This is a genomic window from Nocardia sp. NPDC019219, from assembly GCF_040632645.1.
GTDB classification, from domain to species: domain Bacteria; phylum Actinomycetota; class Actinomycetes; order Mycobacteriales; family Mycobacteriaceae; genus Nocardia; species Nocardia sputorum.
Genome location: NZ_JBEYCG010000004.1, coordinates 1 through 20,817, shown reverse-complemented (window position 1 = coordinate 20,817; position 20,817 = coordinate 1). Strand labels below are relative to the sequence as shown.

General features: G+C 67.2%; 21 protein-coding genes and 1 pseudogene. 11 read left to right on the top strand and 11 right to left on the bottom strand.

Annotation, left to right across the window (positions count from 1 at the left end):
- The first annotated feature begins 22 nt into the window (after positions 1 to 22).
- Positions 23 to 799 (top strand): SDR family oxidoreductase, encoded by a 777-nt coding sequence (locus ABZ552_RS09490; protein WP_357436389.1) that lies wholly within the window; start codon positions 23 to 25, stop codon positions 797 to 799.
- Between the two features lie 141 nt (positions 800 to 940).
- Here the strand turns inward: ABZ552_RS09490 and ABZ552_RS09485 are convergent, their stop codons facing one another.
- From ABZ552_RS09485 to ABZ552_RS09460, 6 genes are all read right to left on the bottom strand, one after another.
- Positions 941 to 1,699: a sirohydrochlorin chelatase gene (locus tag ABZ552_RS09485; protein WP_357436387.1), complete on the bottom strand. Its 759-nt coding sequence runs from the start codon at positions 1,697 to 1,699 to the stop codon at positions 941 to 943.
- Complete coding sequence (locus tag ABZ552_RS09480; RefSeq protein ID WP_357436385.1) at positions 1,696 to 2,937, bottom strand: uroporphyrinogen-III synthase; 1,242 nt, start codon at positions 2,935 to 2,937, stop codon at positions 1,696 to 1,698. The genes ABZ552_RS09485 and ABZ552_RS09480 overlap by 4 nt, the downstream gene beginning before the upstream one ends.
- A 6-nt stretch (positions 2,938 to 2,943) precedes the next feature.
- Positions 2,944 to 3,345 carry a nitrite reductase small subunit NirD gene (nirD, locus tag ABZ552_RS09475; RefSeq protein ID WP_159849573.1) on the bottom strand — a complete coding sequence of 134 codons (402 nt, stop codon included), beginning with the start codon at positions 3,343 to 3,345 and terminating at the stop codon, positions 2,944 to 2,946.
- A gap of 64 nt (positions 3,346 to 3,409) precedes the next feature.
- Positions 3,410 to 5,935 carry a nitrite reductase large subunit NirB gene (gene nirB, locus ABZ552_RS09470; RefSeq protein ID WP_357436383.1) on the bottom strand — a complete coding sequence of 842 codons (2,526 nt, stop codon included), beginning with the start codon at positions 5,933 to 5,935 and terminating at the stop codon, positions 3,410 to 3,412.
- 29 nt (positions 5,936 to 5,964) lie between these two features.
- Positions 5,965 to 7,428, bottom strand: a complete 1,464-nt coding sequence (locus ABZ552_RS09465) for a nitrate/nitrite transporter (RefSeq protein ID WP_357436804.1) — start codon at positions 7,426 to 7,428, stop codon at positions 5,965 to 5,967.
- A gap of 350 nt (positions 7,429 to 7,778) precedes the next feature.
- Positions 7,779 to 8,927, bottom strand: a complete 1,149-nt coding sequence (locus ABZ552_RS09460) for an MFS transporter (RefSeq protein ID WP_350356401.1) — start codon at positions 8,925 to 8,927, stop codon at positions 7,779 to 7,781.
- A gap of 173 nt (positions 8,928 to 9,100) precedes the next feature.
- Here ABZ552_RS09460 and ABZ552_RS09455 point away from each other — a divergent pair, with 173 nt between their 5' ends.
- From ABZ552_RS09455 to ABZ552_RS09445, 3 genes are all read left to right on the top strand, one after another.
- Positions 9,101 to 9,772: a FadR/GntR family transcriptional regulator gene (locus tag ABZ552_RS09455; RefSeq protein ID WP_281877945.1), complete on the top strand. Its 672-nt coding sequence runs from the start codon at positions 9,101 to 9,103 to the stop codon at positions 9,770 to 9,772.
- 191 nt (positions 9,773 to 9,963) lie between these two features.
- On the top strand, positions 9,964 to 11,445 hold the full coding sequence (locus ABZ552_RS09450; RefSeq protein WP_281877944.1) for an MFS transporter: 1,482 nt from the start codon (positions 9,964 to 9,966) through the stop codon (positions 11,443 to 11,445).
- Positions 11,446 to 11,676: 231 nt separating this feature from the next.
- Entirely contained in the window at positions 11,677 to 12,033 is a 357-nt protein-coding gene (locus ABZ552_RS09445) for a nuclear transport factor 2 family protein (protein ID WP_281877943.1), read from the top strand.
- 66 nt (positions 12,034 to 12,099) lie between these two features.
- On the opposite strand, the gene ABZ552_RS09440 is transcribed toward ABZ552_RS09445, so the two are convergent.
- Both ABZ552_RS09440 and ABZ552_RS09435 read right to left on the bottom strand, forming a co-directional pair.
- Positions 12,100 to 12,873 carry an ESX secretion-associated protein EspG gene (locus ABZ552_RS09440; protein ID WP_281877942.1) on the bottom strand — a complete coding sequence of 258 codons (774 nt, stop codon included), beginning with the start codon at positions 12,871 to 12,873 and terminating at the stop codon, positions 12,100 to 12,102.
- Between the two features lie 11 nt (positions 12,874 to 12,884).
- Complete coding sequence (locus ABZ552_RS09435) at positions 12,885 to 13,046, bottom strand: hypothetical protein (RefSeq protein WP_281877940.1); 162 nt, start codon at positions 13,044 to 13,046, stop codon at positions 12,885 to 12,887.
- Here ABZ552_RS09435 and ABZ552_RS09430 point away from each other — a divergent pair.
- Complete coding sequence (locus ABZ552_RS09430) at positions 13,045 to 13,563, top strand: hypothetical protein (RefSeq protein WP_281877939.1); 519 nt, start codon at positions 13,045 to 13,047, stop codon at positions 13,561 to 13,563. The two genes, ABZ552_RS09435 and ABZ552_RS09430, sit on opposite strands and share 2 nt — an antisense overlap.
- Before the next feature lie 38 nt (positions 13,564 to 13,601).
- Positions 13,602 to 14,519, top strand: coding sequence for a hypothetical protein (locus ABZ552_RS09425; protein WP_281877937.1), 918 nt, complete (start codon positions 13,602 to 13,604; stop codon positions 14,517 to 14,519).
- Positions 14,520 to 14,608: 89 nt separating this feature from the next.
- Here the strand turns inward: ABZ552_RS09425 and ABZ552_RS09420 are convergent, their stop codons facing one another.
- Positions 14,609 to 15,121 (bottom strand): DUF3558 domain-containing protein, encoded by a 513-nt coding sequence (locus ABZ552_RS09420; RefSeq protein WP_281877936.1) that lies wholly within the window; start codon positions 15,119 to 15,121, stop codon positions 14,609 to 14,611.
- Between the two features lie 261 nt (positions 15,122 to 15,382).
- Here ABZ552_RS09420 and ABZ552_RS09415 point away from each other — a divergent pair, with 261 nt between their 5' ends.
- Entirely contained in the window at positions 15,383 to 15,805 is a 423-nt protein-coding gene (locus ABZ552_RS09415; protein ID WP_281917445.1) for a hypothetical protein, read from the top strand.
- A 109-nt stretch (positions 15,806 to 15,914) separates the two neighbouring features.
- Here ABZ552_RS09415 and ABZ552_RS09410 read toward each other — a convergent pair whose 3' ends face one another.
- Both ABZ552_RS09410 and ABZ552_RS09405 read right to left on the bottom strand, forming a co-directional pair.
- A complete protein-coding gene (locus ABZ552_RS09410; RefSeq protein WP_281877932.1) occupies positions 15,915 to 16,130 on the bottom strand; it encodes a DUF397 domain-containing protein in 216 nt (71 codons plus the stop codon).
- Complete coding sequence (locus ABZ552_RS09405) at positions 16,127 to 17,368, bottom strand: helix-turn-helix transcriptional regulator (protein ID WP_357436378.1); 1,242 nt, start codon at positions 17,366 to 17,368, stop codon at positions 16,127 to 16,129. Before ABZ552_RS09405 ends, ABZ552_RS09410 begins: the two co-directional genes overlap by 4 nt.
- 245 nt (positions 17,369 to 17,613) lie before the next feature.
- On the opposite strand from ABZ552_RS09405, the gene ABZ552_RS09400 reads away from it, so the two are divergent.
- From ABZ552_RS09400 to ABZ552_RS09385, 4 genes and pseudogenes are all read left to right on the top strand, one after another.
- Positions 17,614 to 17,943: a hypothetical protein gene (locus ABZ552_RS09400; RefSeq protein ID WP_281877929.1), complete on the top strand. Its 330-nt coding sequence runs from the start codon at positions 17,614 to 17,616 to the stop codon at positions 17,941 to 17,943.
- 127 nt (positions 17,944 to 18,070) lie between these two features.
- Positions 18,071 to 18,625 (top strand): hypothetical protein, encoded by a 555-nt coding sequence (locus ABZ552_RS09395; RefSeq protein WP_281877928.1) that lies wholly within the window; start codon positions 18,071 to 18,073, stop codon positions 18,623 to 18,625.
- Between the two features lie 283 nt (positions 18,626 to 18,908).
- Complete coding sequence (locus ABZ552_RS09390) at positions 18,909 to 20,099, top strand: Cmx/CmrA family chloramphenicol efflux MFS transporter (protein WP_357436376.1); 1,191 nt, start codon at positions 18,909 to 18,911, stop codon at positions 20,097 to 20,099.
- A 326-nt stretch (positions 20,100 to 20,425) separates the two neighbouring features.
- A pseudogene (locus ABZ552_RS09385) lies at positions 20,426 to 20,817 on the top strand (DNA-directed RNA polymerase subunit beta); the annotation flags it as partial.

The window sequence follows — 20,817 nt, the reverse complement described above, 5'->3', positions numbered from 1 at the left end:
GATTCATCGGTAGAAGTTGTCCATGACCAAGATTCTCGTCACGGGCGGAACCGGTGCGCTGGGCAGGCTCGTGGTCGAGCGGCTGCGCGAAGCGGGCGACGACGTACGGGTGCTGTCCCGTCGTCCAGGGGCGGGCACGCACGTGGGCGATCTGCGCACGGGCGCGGGTCTGGCGGAGGCCGTGGCGGACGCCGATGTCATCGTGCACGCGGCCACGGATGCCCGCCGGGTGGGCGGCTCGGACCTCGCCCAGACCGAGAGCTTGCTGCGGCACGCGCGAGGCGTCCGGCACCTGCTGTACGTGTCGATCGTCGGGATCGACCGCATCCCGTTCCGGTACTACCGCAACAAGCTGGCCTGCGAACAAGCTGTCATCGACAGCGGTGTGCCGCACACCGTCCTGCGAGCGACCCAATTCCACGAACTGATCGCGGCGGTGCTGCAGACGGTCGAGAAATGGCCGGTCGCGCCGCTGCCGAAGGACTTCCGTTTCCAGCCGGTCGCCGCCGCCGATGTGGCGCGGCGGATCGCCGAGCTGGCCGAGGGCGAGCCGCTCGGCCGAGCTCCCGACTTCGGGGGCCCGGAAGTACAGACGATGGCGCAGCTGGCGCAGGTCTGGCAAGCCGCCAGGCAACGCCCCCGCCGGATCGTCCCGCTGCCGGTGCCCGGCCGGATCGGGAGTGCGTTCCGGGCGGGGCTGAACACGTGCCCGGATCACCCGGACGGCGTGCAGACGTGGTCGCGGTTCGTCGCGTCGGGTCCTGCGAATCCCTATGCGGCCGACAGAAAGCGGCGATGATCGCGCATCCGCGACGAGACCGGCTCTGCACCGACTCGTCCGCACGCGCTCCGAGCCCGACACCAGCCCTGCCGGTATTCGGTCAACGGTACTGGGCATCCGCGCCGTCGGCCGTGCCTGAGTGACTTTCCCGCGGATCGCTCAGCGAGCCCGCGCTCGCACCAGCTCCCCTGCCGCGACCCGGTAGCGGTCGGCGATCAACCGGACCACCGCCGGGTGCACGCCGATGGGCTCGGCAACGCCGTCGGCGCCCGACTCGTGCAGGCGCTGCTGGAACAGGCCGTGCGCGAGCAGATACGAGGCCACGAAGACTCGGCTCGCCCCGCTCGCGCGCAGGTCCGCGACGACATCCGGGACGCGCGGCGCACCGGTGGCGACGTAGCCGATGCGGACTCCGCTGCCGAGGCGTTCGGCCAGCAGCGCGGCCGCGCGCCGGACGTCCTGGCGGGCACGGGCGTCCGAGGAGCCCGCCGCGGCGAAGACCACCGCGTCGCCCGGGGACCAGCCCGCCGCGCGCAGACGCATCGCCATGATCCTGGCCAGCGCCGGATCCGGCCCCATCGCGGGCGTGACCGTCACGGCGGGATGGTCGCTCTCGGCGACCTCTCGGGGTACGTCCTGATAGACGTGGTACCCCGAGGCCAGGAACGCCGGAACCACCACCGCGGGCACGGCTTCACCGGTGGGAGCCACCAGATCGCGCAGCACTTCCGAGGGCGACGGACCGAGCACATCCACGAACGCTGTACGCACTCGAGGGGTTTCCCCGGTCTCGGTGCCGGGCCCCGAAATCCCGGCACCGAGTTCCTTCGTCACGGCCTCGGCGAGCGCGGCGATCATCTGCACGCCCTTGGTGCTGCGGGTCCCGTGCGCCACCAGGACCAGGGCGGGCGCGTTCACCAGCTCCCCGCAGCCTGGATGTACCGAGGTGCCCGGGTCGGGATTCCGACGCCGGGCACCTGCGGTCCTCCTGTCGCGGTGGGCCGTGGATTGTTGTCGGTACATTCCGCCGGGTCCAGCGCGAGCCGGTAGCCGCGTTTGACCACCGTCTGAATCGCTTTCGGCGTGCCGAGTCCGGCGCGCAGCCGGGCGATGGCGGTCTCCACCGCGTGCGTGTCGTCCCCGCCGCCGGGCAGCGCGGCGAGCAGGTCCTCGCGCGAGACGACCCGGCCGGGCTGGCGGGCCAGCGAGCGCATCAGGGCCATCGGCGCGGGCGCCAGTTGACGCACCTGACCGTCGACCACCACGCACGCTCCGCGCACGCTGATGATGTGACCCGCGGCGTGGATCCGGTTGGCCCGTCGCGGCAGTTCCTCGGCGACGTGGCGGGCCAGCGCGCCGAGCCGGGCCCGGCCCGGCATCGAGGTGGGCACCCCGAGTTCCTCCAGCGGCGCGGCGGTGATCGGGCCGACGCAAGCGGGCAGCACCCGGCCACGCAGCGCGTACAGCAACCCTTCCAGCAGTCCGGTTTCCTTGGCGCGCATCAACATCGACGCCACGGCGGGAGCGCTGGTGAAGGTGACGCAGTCGATCCCGGAGGTGACGACGGCCTCGATGAGGTGATCCATCGGCCCCTGGTCGTCCGGCGGCACCCAGCGGTACACCGGCACCGGCACGACATCCGCGCCCGCGCAGCGCAGTACCTCGCAGAAGTCGGGCACCGGCTCCCACTCGGTGGTGGCCCCGTGCAGCTGCACGGCGATCCGGACGCCCTCCACACCCTCGGCGAGCAGGTGATCGAGCACTTCGGCGGAGGACTCGGAGGCGGGCGACCATTCCTCGCGCAACTCCGCGGCGCGGATGGCGCCCTTGGCCTTCGGGCCGCGGGCGAGCATGCGGGTGGTGCCCAGCGTCGCGCGCAGTTCCTCGGCGAGGCCCCAGCCCTCGGCCGCCTCCATCCACCCGCGGAAGCCGATTCCCGTGGTGGCTACGGTGATCTGCGGCGGATCGGCGACCAGCTGCCGGGTCACCCGCTCCAGCTCGTTGTCGTCGGCCAGCGGGATGATCCGGATGGCCGGCGCCGAAACGATGGTCGCGCCACGGCGTTCCAGCAGGGTGGCGAATTCCTCCGCCCGCCGGGCCGCCGTGATGCCCACCGTGAATCCGGCCAGGCTCGCGCCCGCTTCAACTGTTGTCATTGGCGTTCATCCATCCGAGGACGCGAGCGCGGACGTCACCGGCTCGTTGGAAATCGAGACGATGCCGTCGTCCACGCGCACCGCGTACACCGGCAGCATCGCCGATTCGTCGTCCAGGCAACGCCCGTCGACCAGGGAGAAGGCCTGCTTCAGCAGCGGCGAGGCCACGACCGGCACCCCGCCGCGATCGCCGACGATCCCGCGCGACATGACTGCCGCCCGGCCGATCGGATCGATATTGCCGACGGCGTACAACATGCCGTTCTCCAGCAGGAACAGGGCCGCTTGGCGGCCGCCTTTCAGCAACACCGCAACGCCGCGGCCGGGAATCAAGTAGTCGAGACGGCAAGCCTGCGTCCACCCCGTGGTGGTTGCTGCGGCGATGCCGGGGGTATCGATCACGGTCATCGGTGTCATCCTCCAAACGCCTTACTCATTGGTACCGACGTTCTGTTTCCAAGCGGTTAAGCGGTCATTTCCCCTGCGTGGCGACCGGGACTTCCGGCAGTCCGAGCAGGACGGGAACCTTCCGCTCCCCGGTTTCGTCGAAGGAAATCGTCGGATCGGCTTCCTCCGGGGCGTTGACGAACGACACGAAGCGAGAAAGCTTCTCTTCGTCCTCCAGCACCGCGGCCCATTCGTCGCGGTAGCCGGCGACGTGCTGGGCCATCGCCGCTTCCAAATCCTCGGCGATGCCGAGGCTGTCCTCGCAGATCACCTGCTTGAGGTAATCCATGCCGCCTTCCAGCGCCTCCTGCCAGGGAGCGGTGCGCTGCAAACGGTCGGCGGTGCGGATGTAGAACATCAGGTACCGGTCGATGTACTTGATCAGCGTCTCGTCGTCGAGTTCACCGGCCAGCAGCACCGCGTGCTTCGGGGTGAGACCGCCGTTGCCGCCGACGTAGAGGTTCCAGCCGTTCTCGGTGGCGATCACGCCGACGTCCTTGCCGCGCGCCTCGGCGCATTCGCGGGCGCAACCGGACACCGCCAGCTTCAGCTTGTGCGGCGAGCGCAGGCCGCGGTAGCGCTTCTCCAGCAGCACGGCCATGCCGACCGAGTCCTGCTGGCCGTAGCGGCACCAGGTGGAACCGACGCAGCTCTTCACGGTGCGCAGCGACTTGCCGTACGCGTGACCGGATTCCATACCCGCGTCGACCAGCCGCTTCCAGATCAGCGGCAGCTGCTCGACGCGCGCGCCGAACAGATCGATGCGCTGGCCGCCGGTGACCTTCACGTACAGGCCGAATTCCTTGGCCACCTCACCGATGGTGATCAGCTGCTCGGCGGTCACCTCGCCGCCGGGCATCCGGGGCACCACCGAGTAGGTGCCGTTCTTCTGCAGGTTGGCCAGGAAGTGGTCGTTGGTGTCCTGCAGCGCGGCCTGCTCACCGTCGAGGATGTGGTCGCTCGAGGTGGAGGCGAGGATGGACGCCACGGTCGGCTTGCAGATGTCGCAGCCCGCGCCCTTGCCGTACTTGGCGAGCAGCCCGGAGAAGGTGCGAATGCCGGTGACCTGCACGATCTGGAACAGCTCGGCGCGCGACTGCTCGAAGTGCTCGCACAGCGCCTTGGACATCTCCACGCCGGACTGCTCGAGCAGCTTCTTGAGCATGGGAACGCAACCGCCGCAGGAGGTTCCGGCGCTGGTGCAGCTCTTGATCGCCGGGACGTCGCAGGCGCCGTCGGCGATCGCGCCGCAGATCGCGCCCTTCGACACGTTGTTGCAGGAGCAGATCTGCGCGTCGTCCGGCAGCGCGTCGGCGCCCAGTTCGGCGCCCGCGGGCGAGATCAGCGCGGCCGGTTCGGCGGGCAGCGGGCGGCCGACCAGCGGGCGCAGCGCCGAGTAGGCGGTGGCGTCACCGACCAGGATGCCGCCCAGCAGCGTCTTCGCGTCATCGGAGACGACCAGCTTGGCGTAGGTGCCCTTGGCCGCGTCGTGCAGCACGACCGACAGCGCGCCCTCGGTGACGCCGTGCGCGTCACCGAAGCTGGCCACGTCGACGCCGAGCAGCTTGAGCTTGGTCGACATGTCCGCGCCCGGGAACTCGCCCGCGCCGCCCAACAGGCGGTCGGCGACGATTTCGGCGGTGCTGTAGCCCGGGGCGACCAGGCCGTAGCACACGCCTTCCACGGCGGCGCATTCGCCGATGGCCCAGATGTTCGGGTCGGAGGTCTGCAAACCGAGATCGGTGATGATGCCGCCGCGGGGGCCGACCTCGAGTCCCGCGTCGCGGGCGATCTGGTCGCGCGGGCGGACACCGGCGGAGAACACGACCAGCCCCGCATCGATCACGGTCTCGTCGGAGAGCGTGACCTTCACGCCCTGGCCTGCGGCCTCGATCGCGGAGGTGCCCACGCCGGTGTGCACGTGCAGGCCGAGGTCGGTGACCAGGCGTTCCAGGATCGCGCCGCCGCCCTCGTCGACCTGGGCGGGCATCAGCCGGGTGTTGTACTCCACCACGTGCGGGGTCAGCCCGAGCAGGCGCAGCGCGTTCGCGGCCTCCAGGCCGAGCAGACCGCCGCCGACCACCACGCCCACCGCGCCGGGGCCGGCGGCTTCGGCGGCGGCGCGGATGCCGTCGAGGTCGTCGATGGTGCGGTAGACGAAGCACTCCGGCCGGTCGTGGCCGGGCACCGGCGGCACGAACGGGTAGGAACCGGTGGCCAGCACCAGCGCGTCGTAGGCGAGGATGTCGCCGGAGGAGGTGGTCACCTTGCGCGCCGCCCGGTCGATGGACTCGGCGCTCTGGCCCAGCCGCAGCTCCACCAGTTCGTCACCGGTGTACTCGTTGCCGGGCAGCGCGAGCGCGCTCGCGTCCCAGGCGCCGACGTAGGACGAGAGGCCGACGCGGTCGTAGGCGGGCAGCTGCTCCTCGCTGAGGATGATCACCTGCCACCGGCCTTCGGTGTCGCGCGAGCGCAGCGCCTCGACGAACCGGTGCCCGACCATTCCGTGGCCGACGACCACCGCGGTCTTGCGAGCGACTGTGGGGTTCATCTGGGGGTCCTCCTGGACTGGATCGGGTGTCAGGCGCGGGCCGAGCCGGCGGACGGGGACTGGGACTGGGACCGACCGGCCTCGGCTTCGAGGACGAAGGTCTCGGCTTCGGTGACGACATCGGAGTCGGCGGGCAGGCCCCGCAGGCTGGGACGGCGCAGGAACACCGCCCAGACCACCAGGGCGCAGAGCACGTAGAAGGCCATGAACACCCAGAACGCGGTGGTGGCCGACTTGGTGGACGCGTAGGAGGAGCGCAGCACCAAGTTGATGCCCACGCCGCCGAGGGCGCCGATGGCGCCGACGAAACCGATCAGCGCGCCGGAGGTGTTCTGCGACCAGGCCGACCGTTCGGCGGGCGTGGCGTCCAGGCTCCTGGACTTCGCCTCGAACACCGACGGGATGATCTTGGTGACCGAGCCGTTGCCGATGCCGGAGAGCACGAACAGGGCGATGAAGCCGATGACCAGAGCGGTCATCACGCCGCCGCCGGCCACGCCGTTGTTGTTGTCGGCCATCGTGCTCGCCACAGTGACCAGCACCGCCGCCGCCATCATCGCGATGAACGTCAAAAGCGTCACTTTGCTGCCGCCGATGCGGTCGGCCCACTTGCCGCCGTAGGGCCGGGCCAGCGAGCCGAGCAGCGGACCGATGAACGCGATCTGCGCGGCGTGCAGCGTGGCCTGCGCGACGGTGTCGCCGCCCGCGCGGAAGCTGATCTGCAGGATCTGGCCGAAGGCGAAGCTGTAGCCGATGAACGAGCCGAAGGTGCCGATGTAGAGGAACGCGATCGCCCAGGACTGCGGCACCTTCAGCGCCGTGAGCATGTAGGACAGGTCGGCCTTCTGGTTGGGCAGGTTGTCCATGAACAGCGCGGCGCCGAGCCCCGCGATCGCGATGAGCACCAGGTAGACCGCGCAGATCAACGAGGCGTAGCCGTTGCCGAGGGTCGCGATGACCAGCAGGCCGATCAGCTGGATCACCGGAACGCCGATGTTGCCGCCGCCCGCGTTCAGGCCGAGCGCCCAGCCCTTGAGCCGCTGCGGGTAGAACGCGTTGATGTTGGTCATCGAGGAGGCGAAGTTGCCGCCGCCGAAGCCCGCGAACGCCGCGACCACGAGGAACGTCGTGTACGAGGTGCCGGGCTGGTTGACGAAGTACAGCGTGAGCAGCGTCGGGATCAGCAGCATCACCGCGCTGAAGACGGTCCAGTTGCGTCCGCCGAAGCGCGCGGTCGCCACGGTGTAGGGAATCCGCAGGAACGCGCCCACCAGGGTCGGCATGGCGACCAGGAAGAACTTGCCCGCCGGGTCGATGCCGAACTTGTCGGTCGGCATGAACAGCACCATCACCGACCAGATCGACCAGACGGAGAAGCCGACGTGCTCGGCGAAGACCGACCAGATCAGGTTGCGCCGGGCGATGTCCTTGCCGCCGGCTTCCCAGGCGGCGACGTCCTCGGCATCCCAGTGCTCGATCTGCTGCCTGCGGATCTTCGTCCGTCCCAGCGCTTCCAGACGGTTACGCGTCAGCGTGCTCAACGGGGCCTCCCAATGTCGGTTGGCTCCACGGTAGGAAAGGGGTATTGCCGAAATGCTGCGCGAAATGACCGTCAAATCAACGGTTGCTCACGATTACCCGCGATCCGGGGTGAGTTTCGCGCCAATGTTTCAGGCGTGTGACACAACGGTTTCCGTGCGTCACAAATGGGCCGATATCGAATTCGGCGCGCGGTGAGGTGTGACGCGCGCTACTTTCGCGAAAATCGTTGCGCCCATCCTTACTCCGTTCGCACAGCCGCGCAACCGGAGTTGTGAGTTTTCACGCCGACAAGCCGCCGGGCTCAATTCCAGGTGTCTTCGAGCAGGCGCGGCTTGCACGCCTGCCAGGCGCCCACGAGCAGCACCAGCACGGCCACGGCGAGCATCGCGAACGGGGCGAGCCAGCCACCCGTCGCCGTGTGCAGCACGCCGAACAGCAGCGGACCCACGCAGGCCACCGCGTAGCCGACACCCTGGGTGAAGCCCGACAGCGCGGCCGACCCGGCAGGGGTGCGGGTGCGCAAGTTGATCAGCGTCAGCGCCATCGGGAAGGTGCTCGGACCGAGACCGAGCACGACGACCCACAGGATCGGCGCGGCCATCGGCGCGAGGAGCAGCCCGGTGAACGCGATGAAGAACAGCACGGCGCAGCCCACCACGACGGGGAACGGATTGCGGAACCGGGCGACCACGGTCGGCGCGGTGAGCGCGGCGACCAAGCCGACCACGGCGAACAGACCGACCATGGCTCCGCCGTACGCGGCGCTCGCGCCGGCCTCACTCAGGATCTTCGGCAACCACGTGAACATGGCGTAGGTGGTGAGCGAGGTCATGCCGAACATGCCCGCCATCCCCCACGCGATCGGCGAGCGCCACACACGCCCGGAATGCGGCTCCTGCTGCGGCACCGCCGTCGTATCCGCACCGTCGCGTCCGCGCCTGCCGCGCAGCACCGTCAGCCACGGCACCGCCGCGGCGAAGCCGAGCAGGCCCCACACCCCCAGCGAGACGCGCCAGCCGTACGCGTCGGCGACCGGGACCGCGGTGAAGGCGGGCACGACCGTGCCGAGCTGCACCATCACGATGTACAGCGAGCTGATCACGGCGAGGCGATCCGGGAAGTAGCGCTTCACCAGCGGCGGGATCACCACGTTGCCGATGCCCATGCCCGCGAGGGCGAGCGCGGAGAAGACGAGCAGTTCGGCGGTGCCCGACATCAGCACGCGCAGCGCCATGCCCGCACCCGCCATCAGCATGGCCGTCAGCGCGGTGCGCTCCAATCCGAGCCGGACCGCCAAGACCGGGGTGAGCAGTCCGGACAGCGCGAACATGGCGGTGGGGATCATGCCGAAGACGCCGACAACGGCGGCGCCGTAACCGATTTCGGCGCCGATCCGCTCGGCCAGCGGGCTGAAGGCGGTGACGGCGACCCGCAGGGTGAGCGCCGACATCACGATGGCGGTGAGGACCAGCAGGCGACCCTCGGTCAGCGCGCGTCGACGGCGCTCGACCAGGACTGATTCCTGGCGAGCCTCGGTTTCGGGAAGGGTCGCAGTCACCGAGAAATCATAGGATGACCGGATGAAGACCGGCAACGATTTGTGATGGGCGGTACTCTGTCCAGGTGCAACCCGTCCGGCGCACCAGCCTCATCGCCCAGGTCACCGAACAGCTGCGTGCCGAGATCCGTTCCGGCCGTTGGCCGATCGGCGCCCGCATCCCGACCGAGCCGGAGCTCACCGAGCTCACCGGCACCGGCCGCAACACGGTGCGCGAGGCCGTCCAGGCGCTGGTGCACGCCGGCATGCTGGAGCGCCGCCAAGGGTCCGGAACCTATGTGATCGCCGCCTCCGACCTCGGCGGCACCCTGGGCAAGTACTTCGCCGACGCCGAGGAGCGCGACGTCCTCGAGCTGCGCCTCGCGCTGGACGTCACCGCCGCGGGCTTGGCCGCGCGCCGCCGCGACGACGCCGACATCGCGAATCTGTTGCGCCTGCTGTCCGAACGCGACAAGAAGTGGGACGAGGACCCCGCCGCCGCGATCGAGGCGGACGTCCAGTTGCACCGGGCCATCGTCGTCGCCAGTCACAACGCGGTGTACCTCGAGTTCTACGATTCGCTGCTGCCCATCATCGAACAGGTCATCCGCGCCCGCACCGCCAAGTCCGACGACTCCTACACCGAGGAGCACGCCGCATTGGTGCACGCCGTGATCGACGGTGATCCCGAACGGGCCGCCTCGGCGACGCGCTGCTTCCTGAATTCTCTCATCGCGGAATATCCCGACGCCCGCTGAATCGCGCCAGGTAACCGAGTGGTCACCATTCGAGGCCGCGCGATGTGAGTCGGATTTGCCGGGAACGTCATCGCGGGCCACGGGGACGCAACAAGCGGCTCATACCTTTGTCTCGACCGTAGCTAGCACTCGACAGCCGCCGGCGGCGCCGCCGCGATGAGGGCCGGTCGAGCCGAATCGAGAGGAAGCCGATGACCGCCGTAGCAGCCACCGGCCAGCAGTCGCAGACAACGACTTTCGAATATCAACGACGTGGACGCTGGCTCGACCACTGGGATCCGGACAACGCGAAGTTCTGGGAATCCGGTGGCGCGAAGACCGCGCGCAAGAATCTGATGTTCTCCGTGTTCGCCGAGAATCTCGGCTTCAGCATCTGGGTCATCTGGGGCACCGTCGTGACCAGCATGGGCGCCGCCGGATTCGACTTCCTCGCCGGTCTCGGCAAGGGCAATCCCACCGCGGTGAGCAACGCGCTGCTGCTGACCTCGACGCCCACCCTCGTCGGCGCCGCGCTGCGCATCCCGTACACCTTCGCCATCCCCCGCTTCGGTGGGCGAGCGTTCACCGTGTTCAGTGCCGCGATGCTGCTGATCCCCACGCTCGGCCTGGCCTACTTCGTCAACCAGCCGGGTACGCCGATGTGGGTGTTCCTGGTGCTGGCGGCGCTCGCGGGCGTCGGCGGCGGCAACTTCTCCTCCTCGATGGCCAACATCAACTTCTTCTTCCCCGAGGGCAAGAAGGGCGCCGCGCTGGGCATCAACGCCGCGGGCGGCAACCTCGGCGTCGCCCAGACCCAGCTGGTGCTGCCGCTGCTGATCACCCTCGGCACGCACATCATGGCCAAGGACCCGGGCGGCTACCGCTTCGGCATCACGCTGTCGGTGCTGGTCTGGGTGCCGTTCATCCTGGCCGCGGCGTTCGGCGCGTTGCGTTACATGGACAGCATCAGCACCGCCAAGTCGGACGGCAAGTCCTACCGGCTCGCGCTCACCAACCGGCACACCTGGGTGATGGCGGTCCTCTACATCGGCACCTTCGGCTCGTTCATCGGCTTCTCCTTCGCCTTCCCGACGCTGATCAAGGCCAACTTCCCGGATCTGGCCAAGATCGGCTGGATCACCACGCTCGGCAACCTCGCCTTCCTCGGCGCGCTGGTCGGGTCGTTCAGCCGGCCGTTCGGCGGCTGGGTGTCCGACAAGGTCGGCGGCGCGAAGATCACCCTGTACGTGTTCGGCGGTATGGCGATCGCGGTCGGGCTGATCATGGCCGGGCTGGAACTGAAGAGCTTCCCGCTCTACCTCGTCGCGTTCCTGCTGCTGTTCGTGCTCACCGGCATCGGCAACGGCTCGACCTACCGGATGATCCCGACCATCTTCAGCGCGGAGTCCAAGAAGTACGCCGCCGAGCACGGCCTCGACGCGGCCGAAGCCGCCGCGTCGGCCAAACGCCAGGCGGGCGCCGCGATCGGCGTCATCGGCGCGGTCGGCGCCTCCGGCGGCTGGCTGTTGCAGCAGGCGCTGCGGCTGTCGAACACCCACCTGCACAGCATGGCCCCCGCGTTCTGGGGCTACGCCGCGGCGTTCCTGGTCATGGCCGCCGTCACCTGGTGGTTCTACCTGCGGTCCTCCTTCGCCATCCAGCGCGTCCCCTCGCTGGCCTACGCGAACGTCTGACCGCCGACCTGTCCCGCGGTCCGGACCCCGCGGGACACGGGCGCGACAACCGCCGTCCCCCTCCGGCGGAACCGCCCTGCCGAACGTCCGCCCATCGCCCGCTCTCGGGTCCAGCAATGGGTTCCGGCCTGCACCGGGACGAGGGGCGGGCGTTCGGTTTCGCGGGTTCTACGACTTGATGCTGCAACGGCAGCCGGGTCGAGTGGCGAATCCGGCTGGGACAATGCGGGCATGGATTTTCGTGCTCATGCAGATGCGTGGCTGGCGGCGTGGAACGCGCACGACCTCGACGCCATCATGGCGTGCTACTCGGACGAGGTCGAGTTCGTCGCTTCGACCGTCGCGCGCCGGTGGGACCGTCCTGATGGGCGGTTGCATGGCAAGGCGGAGTTGCGCAAGCATTTCGAGCTCGGACTGTCTCTGGCGCCGGACCTCACCTTCACCGAGGAGGCGCTGCTGATTCGGCCGGGTGGGTATGCGTTGCTCTACCGCCGCGAGAACGGAAATCGTGTTCTGGATGTCGTCGAACTCGACCAGGACGGGCACGCCGGTCGCGTGGAAGCCTTCTATGAACACGAGCAGCGGTAGACCCCCGACCAGCTCCGACGCAGACTCACCAGCCTGCACCCGCGGCTCGGCCCGGGTCCTCCGATCTCAGTACGGTAGGTGTACTCCGTCGCGCACTTCCTTGACGGTCTTGGCGATCATTTGTTGCAGGGTGCCCGCGATGCGGTCGGCGGTGGTGGGTTTGATCGTGAGCAGGTCGGTGCCGAAGGTGACGTAGCGGCCGTCGTTTTCGACGTCATTGAGCTGAAAGTCTTTGCGACCCTCGATATGCCGATTGTCCACGCTTCCCATCGCGTAGACGCCGACGTGACCGATCAATGTCATCGCCCGGGTGAAGAACCGCTCGAACTCCTCTCGCGGCGTCGGGCGCCAGGCATCGCGGACCGGCGGACGTGGCCGCGCGAGTTCCTCTGCGGAAGCCTGCAATTGCTTTCCCGTTCCCGGGCCGCAGACCGGGAACACATCGACCACGGCCCGCGCCACCTCACCGGCGGACAGCAACGTCAACACCACGTCACCGCCGTGCTCCGGGTCCGGTCCCGGTTCCTGCACCGCGACCGCGCCGTGCTGGGAGTGCACTCCCGCATGCGCCCGCAGCTTGCGATCCCTGCGTTTGCCGGCGAATCCGGCCACTTCCACCCGAGCCTCCGGCGCCAGCAACACTTCCACCGCACGCAACAGATCGTCATCAATGCGCGGGTGCAACGACTGCGCCGCGGCCTGCCGCAATCGCAGACTCTCCGACCGGAACTCCGTCGTGTACTGGTGCTGCAAGGGATAGGGCAGCACATCCCGGCCGGTGGACTCCCACAACGTCCGGAATTCGAGCGCGGTGAACCGCCAGCTCTGCACCTCAGGCACGGGTGATGTCCTTACCGCTGGCTGTCACCGATGACCGGCGGTACCGTCCGGGGCAGATCGTCGAGCCCTGTGAGCTCATTGCCGTGTTCCTGGGTGATCAGGTAGTCCGGGATCCCCTTGGTGGATTCCTCGTCCGACTTGCCGCCCCGCGCACCGGGAGCCATCCCACCCATGCCGCTCGCACCGGCGCGGCCGGGCGACGCGCCGGTCCGCGCGGCAGCCGGAACCGCGGTGGGGTTGTTCGGTGTGCCTTTGGAGGGAACCGAGACACCCGGCGCGTTCGGAGCGGTGGGACTTCCAGGACTGCCGGGACTGCCCGGCGTGCTCAGGTGCGGGCTGCCGGGACTACTCGGTGAGGTGCTCGGCGTGGGCGTCGTCGAAGCAGGTGTCGTCGCGGAAGGCGTGGTGGAAGCCGGTGTGGTGGACTCCTCCGTAGTGGACGCCGTAGTCGACTCCGGCGTTTCGGAGCTGTTGTCTGAAGACTCGGTGCTCGACGGAGTCGTCGGATCGTCGATGGAATTCGACTCGGAGGGATTCGAGCCGGGCGATGACGTCCCCGACGGGTTTCCGCTGCCATTGTTCGTCCCGCGCGGAATGCTGCCGTCGTCGGAGCCGCTCGGATTCGTAGCCGACGCCGGACGGGGGATCACGGGGACGTTCGTGTCGGACTCCATGACGACCGGGGCGTAGACGGTGCTCAACACCCGCACCGCCTCGGCTTTCGCGTTATGTTGCGCCACATCGTCATTCCGCCAGGCACGCCCTGCGAAAAGACCGATCGCGTTCTCGAAACCACTGCGATGATCCGGAGCATGCGGGACCAATTCTTTCGTCGGCTCCAACCCGGTTTGCAATTCGGCCAGCTTGCTACTGGTCAGGCGCGCCGCGTTCGATACCTGTGCGCCCTGGGCGGCGTAGTCGCTGACAGCGCTGGCCGCCGCGTTACGCGCTTCACCGCGCCACACCCCTTCATCGGTGGCACGGGCCATTGCTTCGGTGAAGGTCCTCAGCGACTCTTGGTGTCGTTCCGCGATGGTGTTCCACGCTTCGACCAGGCCACTGACAGTCGCGAGATCGATCTGATCGACCTTGCTGCGCAGCGTGGCGACGTCGTACCGTTCGAACTCATCCGTCTCGAGGACTTCCCTTGGCCGAAATTCGCCCTGGAAGCCCAGACCGGCGGCCCGCGAGCGTACGTCGTCTCGCTGCTGGTTATATTTGTCCTGCACAGCGAAGGGGTCAGCATCCGGCTGGATGTCGAAGACCCAGTTGGAAACGTTGCGGAGCACCGTAGCTCCCACGTCCTTGACCGCTGGGTTACTGAACGGATTGACCATCAGCGCACCTGCTCGGTGGTACTCGCGATCTGCGTCGCGTTCTCGATGTCCTGCCCGGTGATCCGCTTGAACGAGATCGCCATGACCTCACGCATGTTCTTCACGGTCTCGATGTGTTCGAGGATGATCTGGTCGATCGAGTTGGAGTCACCCACCGCTTGCTTCAAGAACTTCTTGACCAGATCGTCGGCCATTTTGAAATCGCCGAAACCGGAGACGTTCTGTGCGTTACCCGCCAACCTGCGTAAGGATTCGAGCGCCGCGATTCGCGTGTCACATGCTTGCGCACAGAGAAGTGCGGCGTTCTGATCGTCTAGGTATAGTTCTCCGGCTTTGGCTTGACTAGCAAGCCGACCCCAAACCGATGCATTTTCCTCACTCATGCGTCCCCTCCCTGTTCAACGCGGTAGTGTGGGCACAATCGACTCGCCGACGCGATAGAGGACCGCGCACGGGTTCTCTAGATCATCACGACCTGCCCGGCCCTGAACCCTCAACTGCAAGACACCCTGTGTTGCGGGGAACAGAACGTCGCAATCGAGATTCTTGGAGGCACCTTCCACTCTGAATTGCCGACCCTGACGACCTGCGACCGTGACATCCTCGAAGTCGACATTCCCAGGCTTCCGCTCGAACTCCGCCACGGTGCGTCTTGTCGAGAACACCGTGACGAAGTACTTGGGCCCATCCCAGCTGCAGATTTCCCAGCCGGATTGCGGCACACCGGCGATTCCCGACTCCTCGGTCTTCGGATCGACCCCGGCTGCCCGCAACGCATCGTCGGGGATCCCCGTGCACGGGTTGAACAAAGCCTGGGCAGCAGTCGTACTGGACCTCGTCGTCGGTGTGCCGCTCGTGGTGTCCTCGCAGGCGACGACTCCGGCTGTCAGCGCACCGATGAGCAGTGCCAACGTGATTCGACGACTCATCCCCACCCTCTCGACCCGCGACGACTCAGGTGCGCCAACACTAGCAGACAGTCAGTTGGTGGCCGCCTGTCTGCGCTGGGTGACGAGACATGGCAGGCCGAGGGCTGACTCAGCGGTCGGGATTGGGCTCTCGGCGTTGTGGTGTCGCGGGTTTGGGCACGCATCTAGGGTGGCAGTGCAGTAACGGGTTGGGTGAGGGTTGGGACATACGGCTGGGTTGGACTGATTATTCGAGGAGTTGGAATGATGAAGTTGGGCAAGATCTTGGCTGGGTTTGCGCTTGCTGTTGCGGCGAGCTCTGTTGTTCCCGCGGTTGCCTCCGCTGAGGATCCGGAGTTTCCGCGCAACGGTGTCATCCCGCCGGGGACCTATCACATCGGGCGGGGGCCTTCCAATGTGATCGGGTCGCCTCTCGAGAACTGTGACTTGCAAGTGTTTGTGGACGGGAAGACGGTGGTGCTGGTCTGTGGCGGTTCCAGCCGGGGTGGGCATCAGACGCCGGTCGGGCCGGACGAGACGTATGTTTCGTTCGACTTCGTTCCGTTCGGGCTCGACCTGCATGACATCGACCCCCGGCAGGGACTCTGGTCGGGAACGGTGAACATCGCCGGGACCCCGATCATCGCTCCGTACCCACTGGCAGCAGTCTGGCTCAGCCGCCGTTGAGGTGGACGCGTCGGCAACGCCGTTACGCGGCGTGAGCCCGTCAGAAGTCGAGACAACGACGGCCCGGACGACGGCTGCGAAGCCGAAGCCCGGGCCGTTCGTCGCGATGTCACAGATCGGAACGCGGATCGAACGCACCAGCCGTAATGCAGGCGGTGAAAGAGCTCCATTGACCCGGTGTGAAGATCAACGCCGGACCGGCTGGGTTCTTCGAATCACGGACACCGACGTGACCAGCCCCGAGCCACGCGATTTCGACGCACTGATCGGCCTCACCACTGTGGACAGACTTGAACCACTTCGCTCCGGATAGGTCGATGATCATTGTTCGTATCTCCTTGCCATATTCCTGAGCAAGTCTCTCGATCGTTGCTCTTCCAATGCAGCGCCCTTGACGGCTTCGTGAATCACCCGGAAGCGGTTCACATCGTCTTCCTCCTCGAAAATCATTGTCCCTATGGCACCTTCCGTGTAGACAACAGACGGCTCGTTAGGTGGGAAGTCGATGATGATGTACGGCGGTACCGCCACCCCTCCAGGGAATCCGGCAGTGAAGGGGACGACGCGGATCGAGACGTTCTCCCGCGTCCCCATGTCAGCGAGATGACGGTATTGCGAAGACATGATTCGCGTAGAACCGACAACAGTACGCAGAGCGGACTCATGCACCAGGAACTCGGCCTGCATCGGTTTGTGCTTGCGGGTGAGTATCGCTGATCGCCGTATCCTCCGTTCCACTACCCAGTCGGTCTCTTCGGATGTGCCCATCGACGCAGATGGTCGCACATTGCGGGCATAGTCAGGAGTCTGCAGTAGACCCGGTATGATGAGCGTCTGGAAAAAGTGCAATCCTGTTGCCGCAGCCTCTAATTGAACATAAGTATTGAACCCGGGCCGCACCAGATCCCGGAAGTCCTCCCACCACGGTTTCACCCGCGCCTGCTCGGCCAGCGATTTCAGGTACCCGGTGCGCTCCTCCGGTAGCCCGTAGTACTGGCAGATGAACTCGATGTCGCGAACCTTGACCTTCTCGTTCTGCCCCAACTCCAGCCGTCCGAGTGACGATCGGCTGATCTCCAGGACTTCGGCTACCTGCTCGAGGGTGTAGCCGTTGGCCTGACGCGCGTCGCGCAGTGCGCGGCCCAACTGGCGACGCGGCAGCGTCGTCCGGCTGATGTCCGACTTGCTACCGACCATTTCCGCTGTGTCCTCCCCTGCTCTCCCACGGTGTGACGTGTTTTTTCCCACGGCGAGAATCGATGTGCGCCCAACTCGGGAATCGTTCGGCGCGTATGCGCCGTTTGTCGCGCGCCTGCCGTTTCGAGCCTCCCGTCGTGAGCACGCCCGCAGCATATGCACATGACCGAACACCACGGAACAGAACTCGATTTCGTCACGAATTTCCGCGCGTCGGACCCGAATACGCGCGATTTCCGGCCGCCGACGCACGGCACCGGGTCGCACCGGCACGGCGGTCGTGGAGCACCGGATGGCTTGCTCGTCCCGCCCGAGATCTGCCGCCACGCGGACGTCCCGCTGGCGCACGAGCAGATGCGGGCTCACCTGACCTGCCGAATCGAGCGGTGTGCGTGGAAGGCGGCGGCGTACCGCACGCTTGTGTTCGCGGGACGGCTGATACCGCAGGCGGTGAGTCACCGGGAACGCGCCGCCGCACGTGGCATGCGGTTCCCGTCACATGACGAAGGTCGTAGGGCCGATCACCTCCACGATGTGCCCACGATTCAGGCTGTGCTGGAACGGCTGTCGGCGTTGGCGACGCCGCCGGAATCCGCGCGAGGGTGACCCGATTGCATCGCACCACCGCGGGAACCGCGCAGGCCGGATGGCGGATAGTGGGGACCCGCATCGAAGTCGTGTTCCTGCGTGACGACGCCGATCCGACCCCTGCCTATCGGCTGCGCAACAACGGCGACACCGTGCCGATTCCGTTGGGCCAGAGCGGGTTCGTCGCATTCGACGAGCGCGCACTCCCGGACCTGGCACAGGTTCGCGAATGGTTCCCGCGCCACTTCCGGCTGTGGGACGCGGTACGCGCCCAGTTCTGGGAGGTTCTGCTGTCCGCGAGCCGGGCGCGAACACCGGATCCGTCCCCACCCCGGCCGGGCGATCTCGCCTGACCCAGTCCATCACTCCGTGCGAGCAACCGAGAGGGACATGTCCAAGCGACGAAACCGTCCGCGCCCCGAGCCGCGGAAGCCCACGAATTCCACCATCCGATACCCACCCCGCGCCACGATCGATTCGATGCTCGCGGCAATGATGACCGAGCGCCGCGCAGACACCCCCGACACCGACACCGTGCACTTCTGGGGATTCGCCCGCACCGAAAGCATCACCGCACACGACGCGGCCCACATCCCGATAGTGCTCGACCCCGATGCCGAGCGCTCTCCCATCCTTGATTCGGCCGAATGGCTGATCCGGAGATTCACCGGTCGTCTGTGGGGTTTCGGCCTCGCCTACCTGACGGTGGGCGAGATGTTCACCGGGGCCGACGGCGTTCCCCCGGACGCGATCCAGGCCGCGGAGACAGGCCGACTCAGCGAACGCGCCACGTCCGACCCGGTATGCGCCGCAACGATTTTCGATGCGCGCGGACGCGCCTACACCTCGTTGACGTACACCCACCTGCCCGAACTCGGACCGACGCCCACCTGGGTGACCGACACCCGCGAGTCCACCGACACCTGGGTCACCCTCTTCGACCAGCGCGCCGTCGCGGCACACGTCTGGGCGGCGGCCATAACTCTGGATCCCGACGCGAACCACCTCGCCATATCTCGTCTGCGGTCGCACTGAATACCGGGCTTTAGGCAGGATGAATAATGCGTTGGGCCGACAGAGGTGCGTTGTTATGGTGTGGGCGTGAATTCTCCGGAGGCGTCCAGACGATAGCCGCCCGGCATATGTGCTGGGCGGCGTTGCGGGTCCAGAACTGCCGGTCGTAGTGCGATCGGCGGGTTTTTCGCAACGCCGGACGATGTCGGTTTCTCCGCGGTCGGGCGACGTTCGCCCGAATTCCGCGACCATCCCGGGCGCCGCGCCGTGTCTGCGTGGCGCCCTGTATCCGGGGAGTTCTCCTATGCCCATTGTGGTGTTCGTGCTGGCTGTCGCGGTGTTCGCGCAGGGCACGTCCGAATTCATGGTGTCCGGGTTGCTGGAGCGGATCGCCGTCGACCTCGGCGTCTCGCTCGGTACCGCCGGTCTGCTGACCTCGCTGTTCGCGGCGGGCATGGTGCTCGGGGCGCCGGTGATGGCGATGGCGGCGGGCCGATTGCCGGTCCGGCAGTCGCTGGCCGCCTTCTTGGCGCTGTTCTGTGTGACCCATGTCGCCGGTGCGATGACCAGCGATTTCGCGGTACTGCTGACGACCCGGGTCGTCGCGGCGGTCACCAACGCCGGGTTCCTCGCTCTCGCGCTGGCGGCCCTGCCGCGCTTGGTCGACCCCGCTATGGTCGGGCGCGCCACCTCGGTGGTGGTATCCGGGGTGACGGTGGCCTGCATCGCCGGTGTACCGGCCGGGACGCTGCTGGGGCAGGCCTGGGACTGGCGGGCCGCGTTCTGGGCCGTCGCCGTCATCAGCGGTGCGGCGGTGATCCCGGTGTGGACGATGGCGGCCCGTGCCGTGGAAGCCGGTGATCGGCCGACAACGCAGCTTCGGAACGAGTGGGCGGTGCTCGGCACACGCCCGGTTCGCATCGCGGTTCTAGTCGCGATCCTGGTCAACGCGGCGACCTTCGCGGGATTCACGTTCCTCGGCTCGATCACCGCCGGGCTCGGCGAGGCCGGTGGCCGCTGGGTTCCGGGCGTGCTGGCTTTGTTCGGCCTCGGTTCGTTCGCCGGCGTGACGTTCACCGGCCGCTACAGCGACCGCCATCGCGAGCGGCTCGTCACGCTGGGCACGAGCGGTCTCGTCGTCGTGTGGCTGCTGGCCGCCCTCACCGCGCATACCCTGCCCGGGGTGGCGATCATGGCGGCGGTGTCCGGGGCGGTCGCGTTCGGCGTTGGATCCACGCTGATCACCACGATCGTGCAGACCGCCGCGCCCACGGCACCGCGAATCGCCGGCGCGCTGGCCACCACCGCCTTCAATATCGGCGCTGTTGTCGGCCCCGCCGTCGCCGCTGTGGTCGTCGACCACGCAGGTGAGCCCGCGAAGGCGCTGTGGTGCGGCACGGTCTTCACGATTGCCGCGGTGACCGTCGTCCGCGTATCCGGACGGCCCGTCCCGTCTCCGGCTGCCGCAGCCACGACAGGAGACCCGGTCGAGTGAATTTGGCGAATTACCGCCAATAGACTTGACGGAGCCCATATCGAGATGCCACTATAAACATGGGAAGACACAAGAAATCATGTGTCTATTTTTTGATGTCCTCGACATCGGTCTCATTTGGGTGTAATTTAGGGCTTCGCGCCGGGTCGCGTGCTGTCCAACTCTCGAAATACGAATCGACCGTGGAAAGTGGCACTGTCTGCGTGTCACCTTCTACCCGTTGTTGTCGAGGCATGTTCGGGCACAGTCCAGCACGGTGCGTGATGAATACCGCCCACAGGACAAGCAGATACGTGCCGGCCACGCGAACGCGTGGGCGGTACCAGGTGCTGGAAGGACGCATCTTGACAGTCTCGACTCAGGCCGATGTCGATGCCGCAATGCCTGCCGATGCCGGTTTCTCCCGGGCCTCGAACCGACTCTCGTTCGCGAAAATCCGTGAGCCACTGGATGTCCCGGGGTTGCTGGAGATCCAGCTCGATTCGTTCGAATGGTTGATCGGTGCGCCTACCTGGCGCGAGCGGGCGGCGCACGGCGGGAGCGCGGGCGGACTGGCGGACGTGCTCGCGGAAATCAGTCCTATCGAGGATTTCGCCGGGACGATGTCGCTGACGCTCTCCGAGCCGCGCTTCGAGGAGGTCAAGGCCTCGATCGACGAGTGCAAAGACAAGGACATGACGTATGCGGCTCCGCTGTTCGTGACGGCGGAGTTCATCAA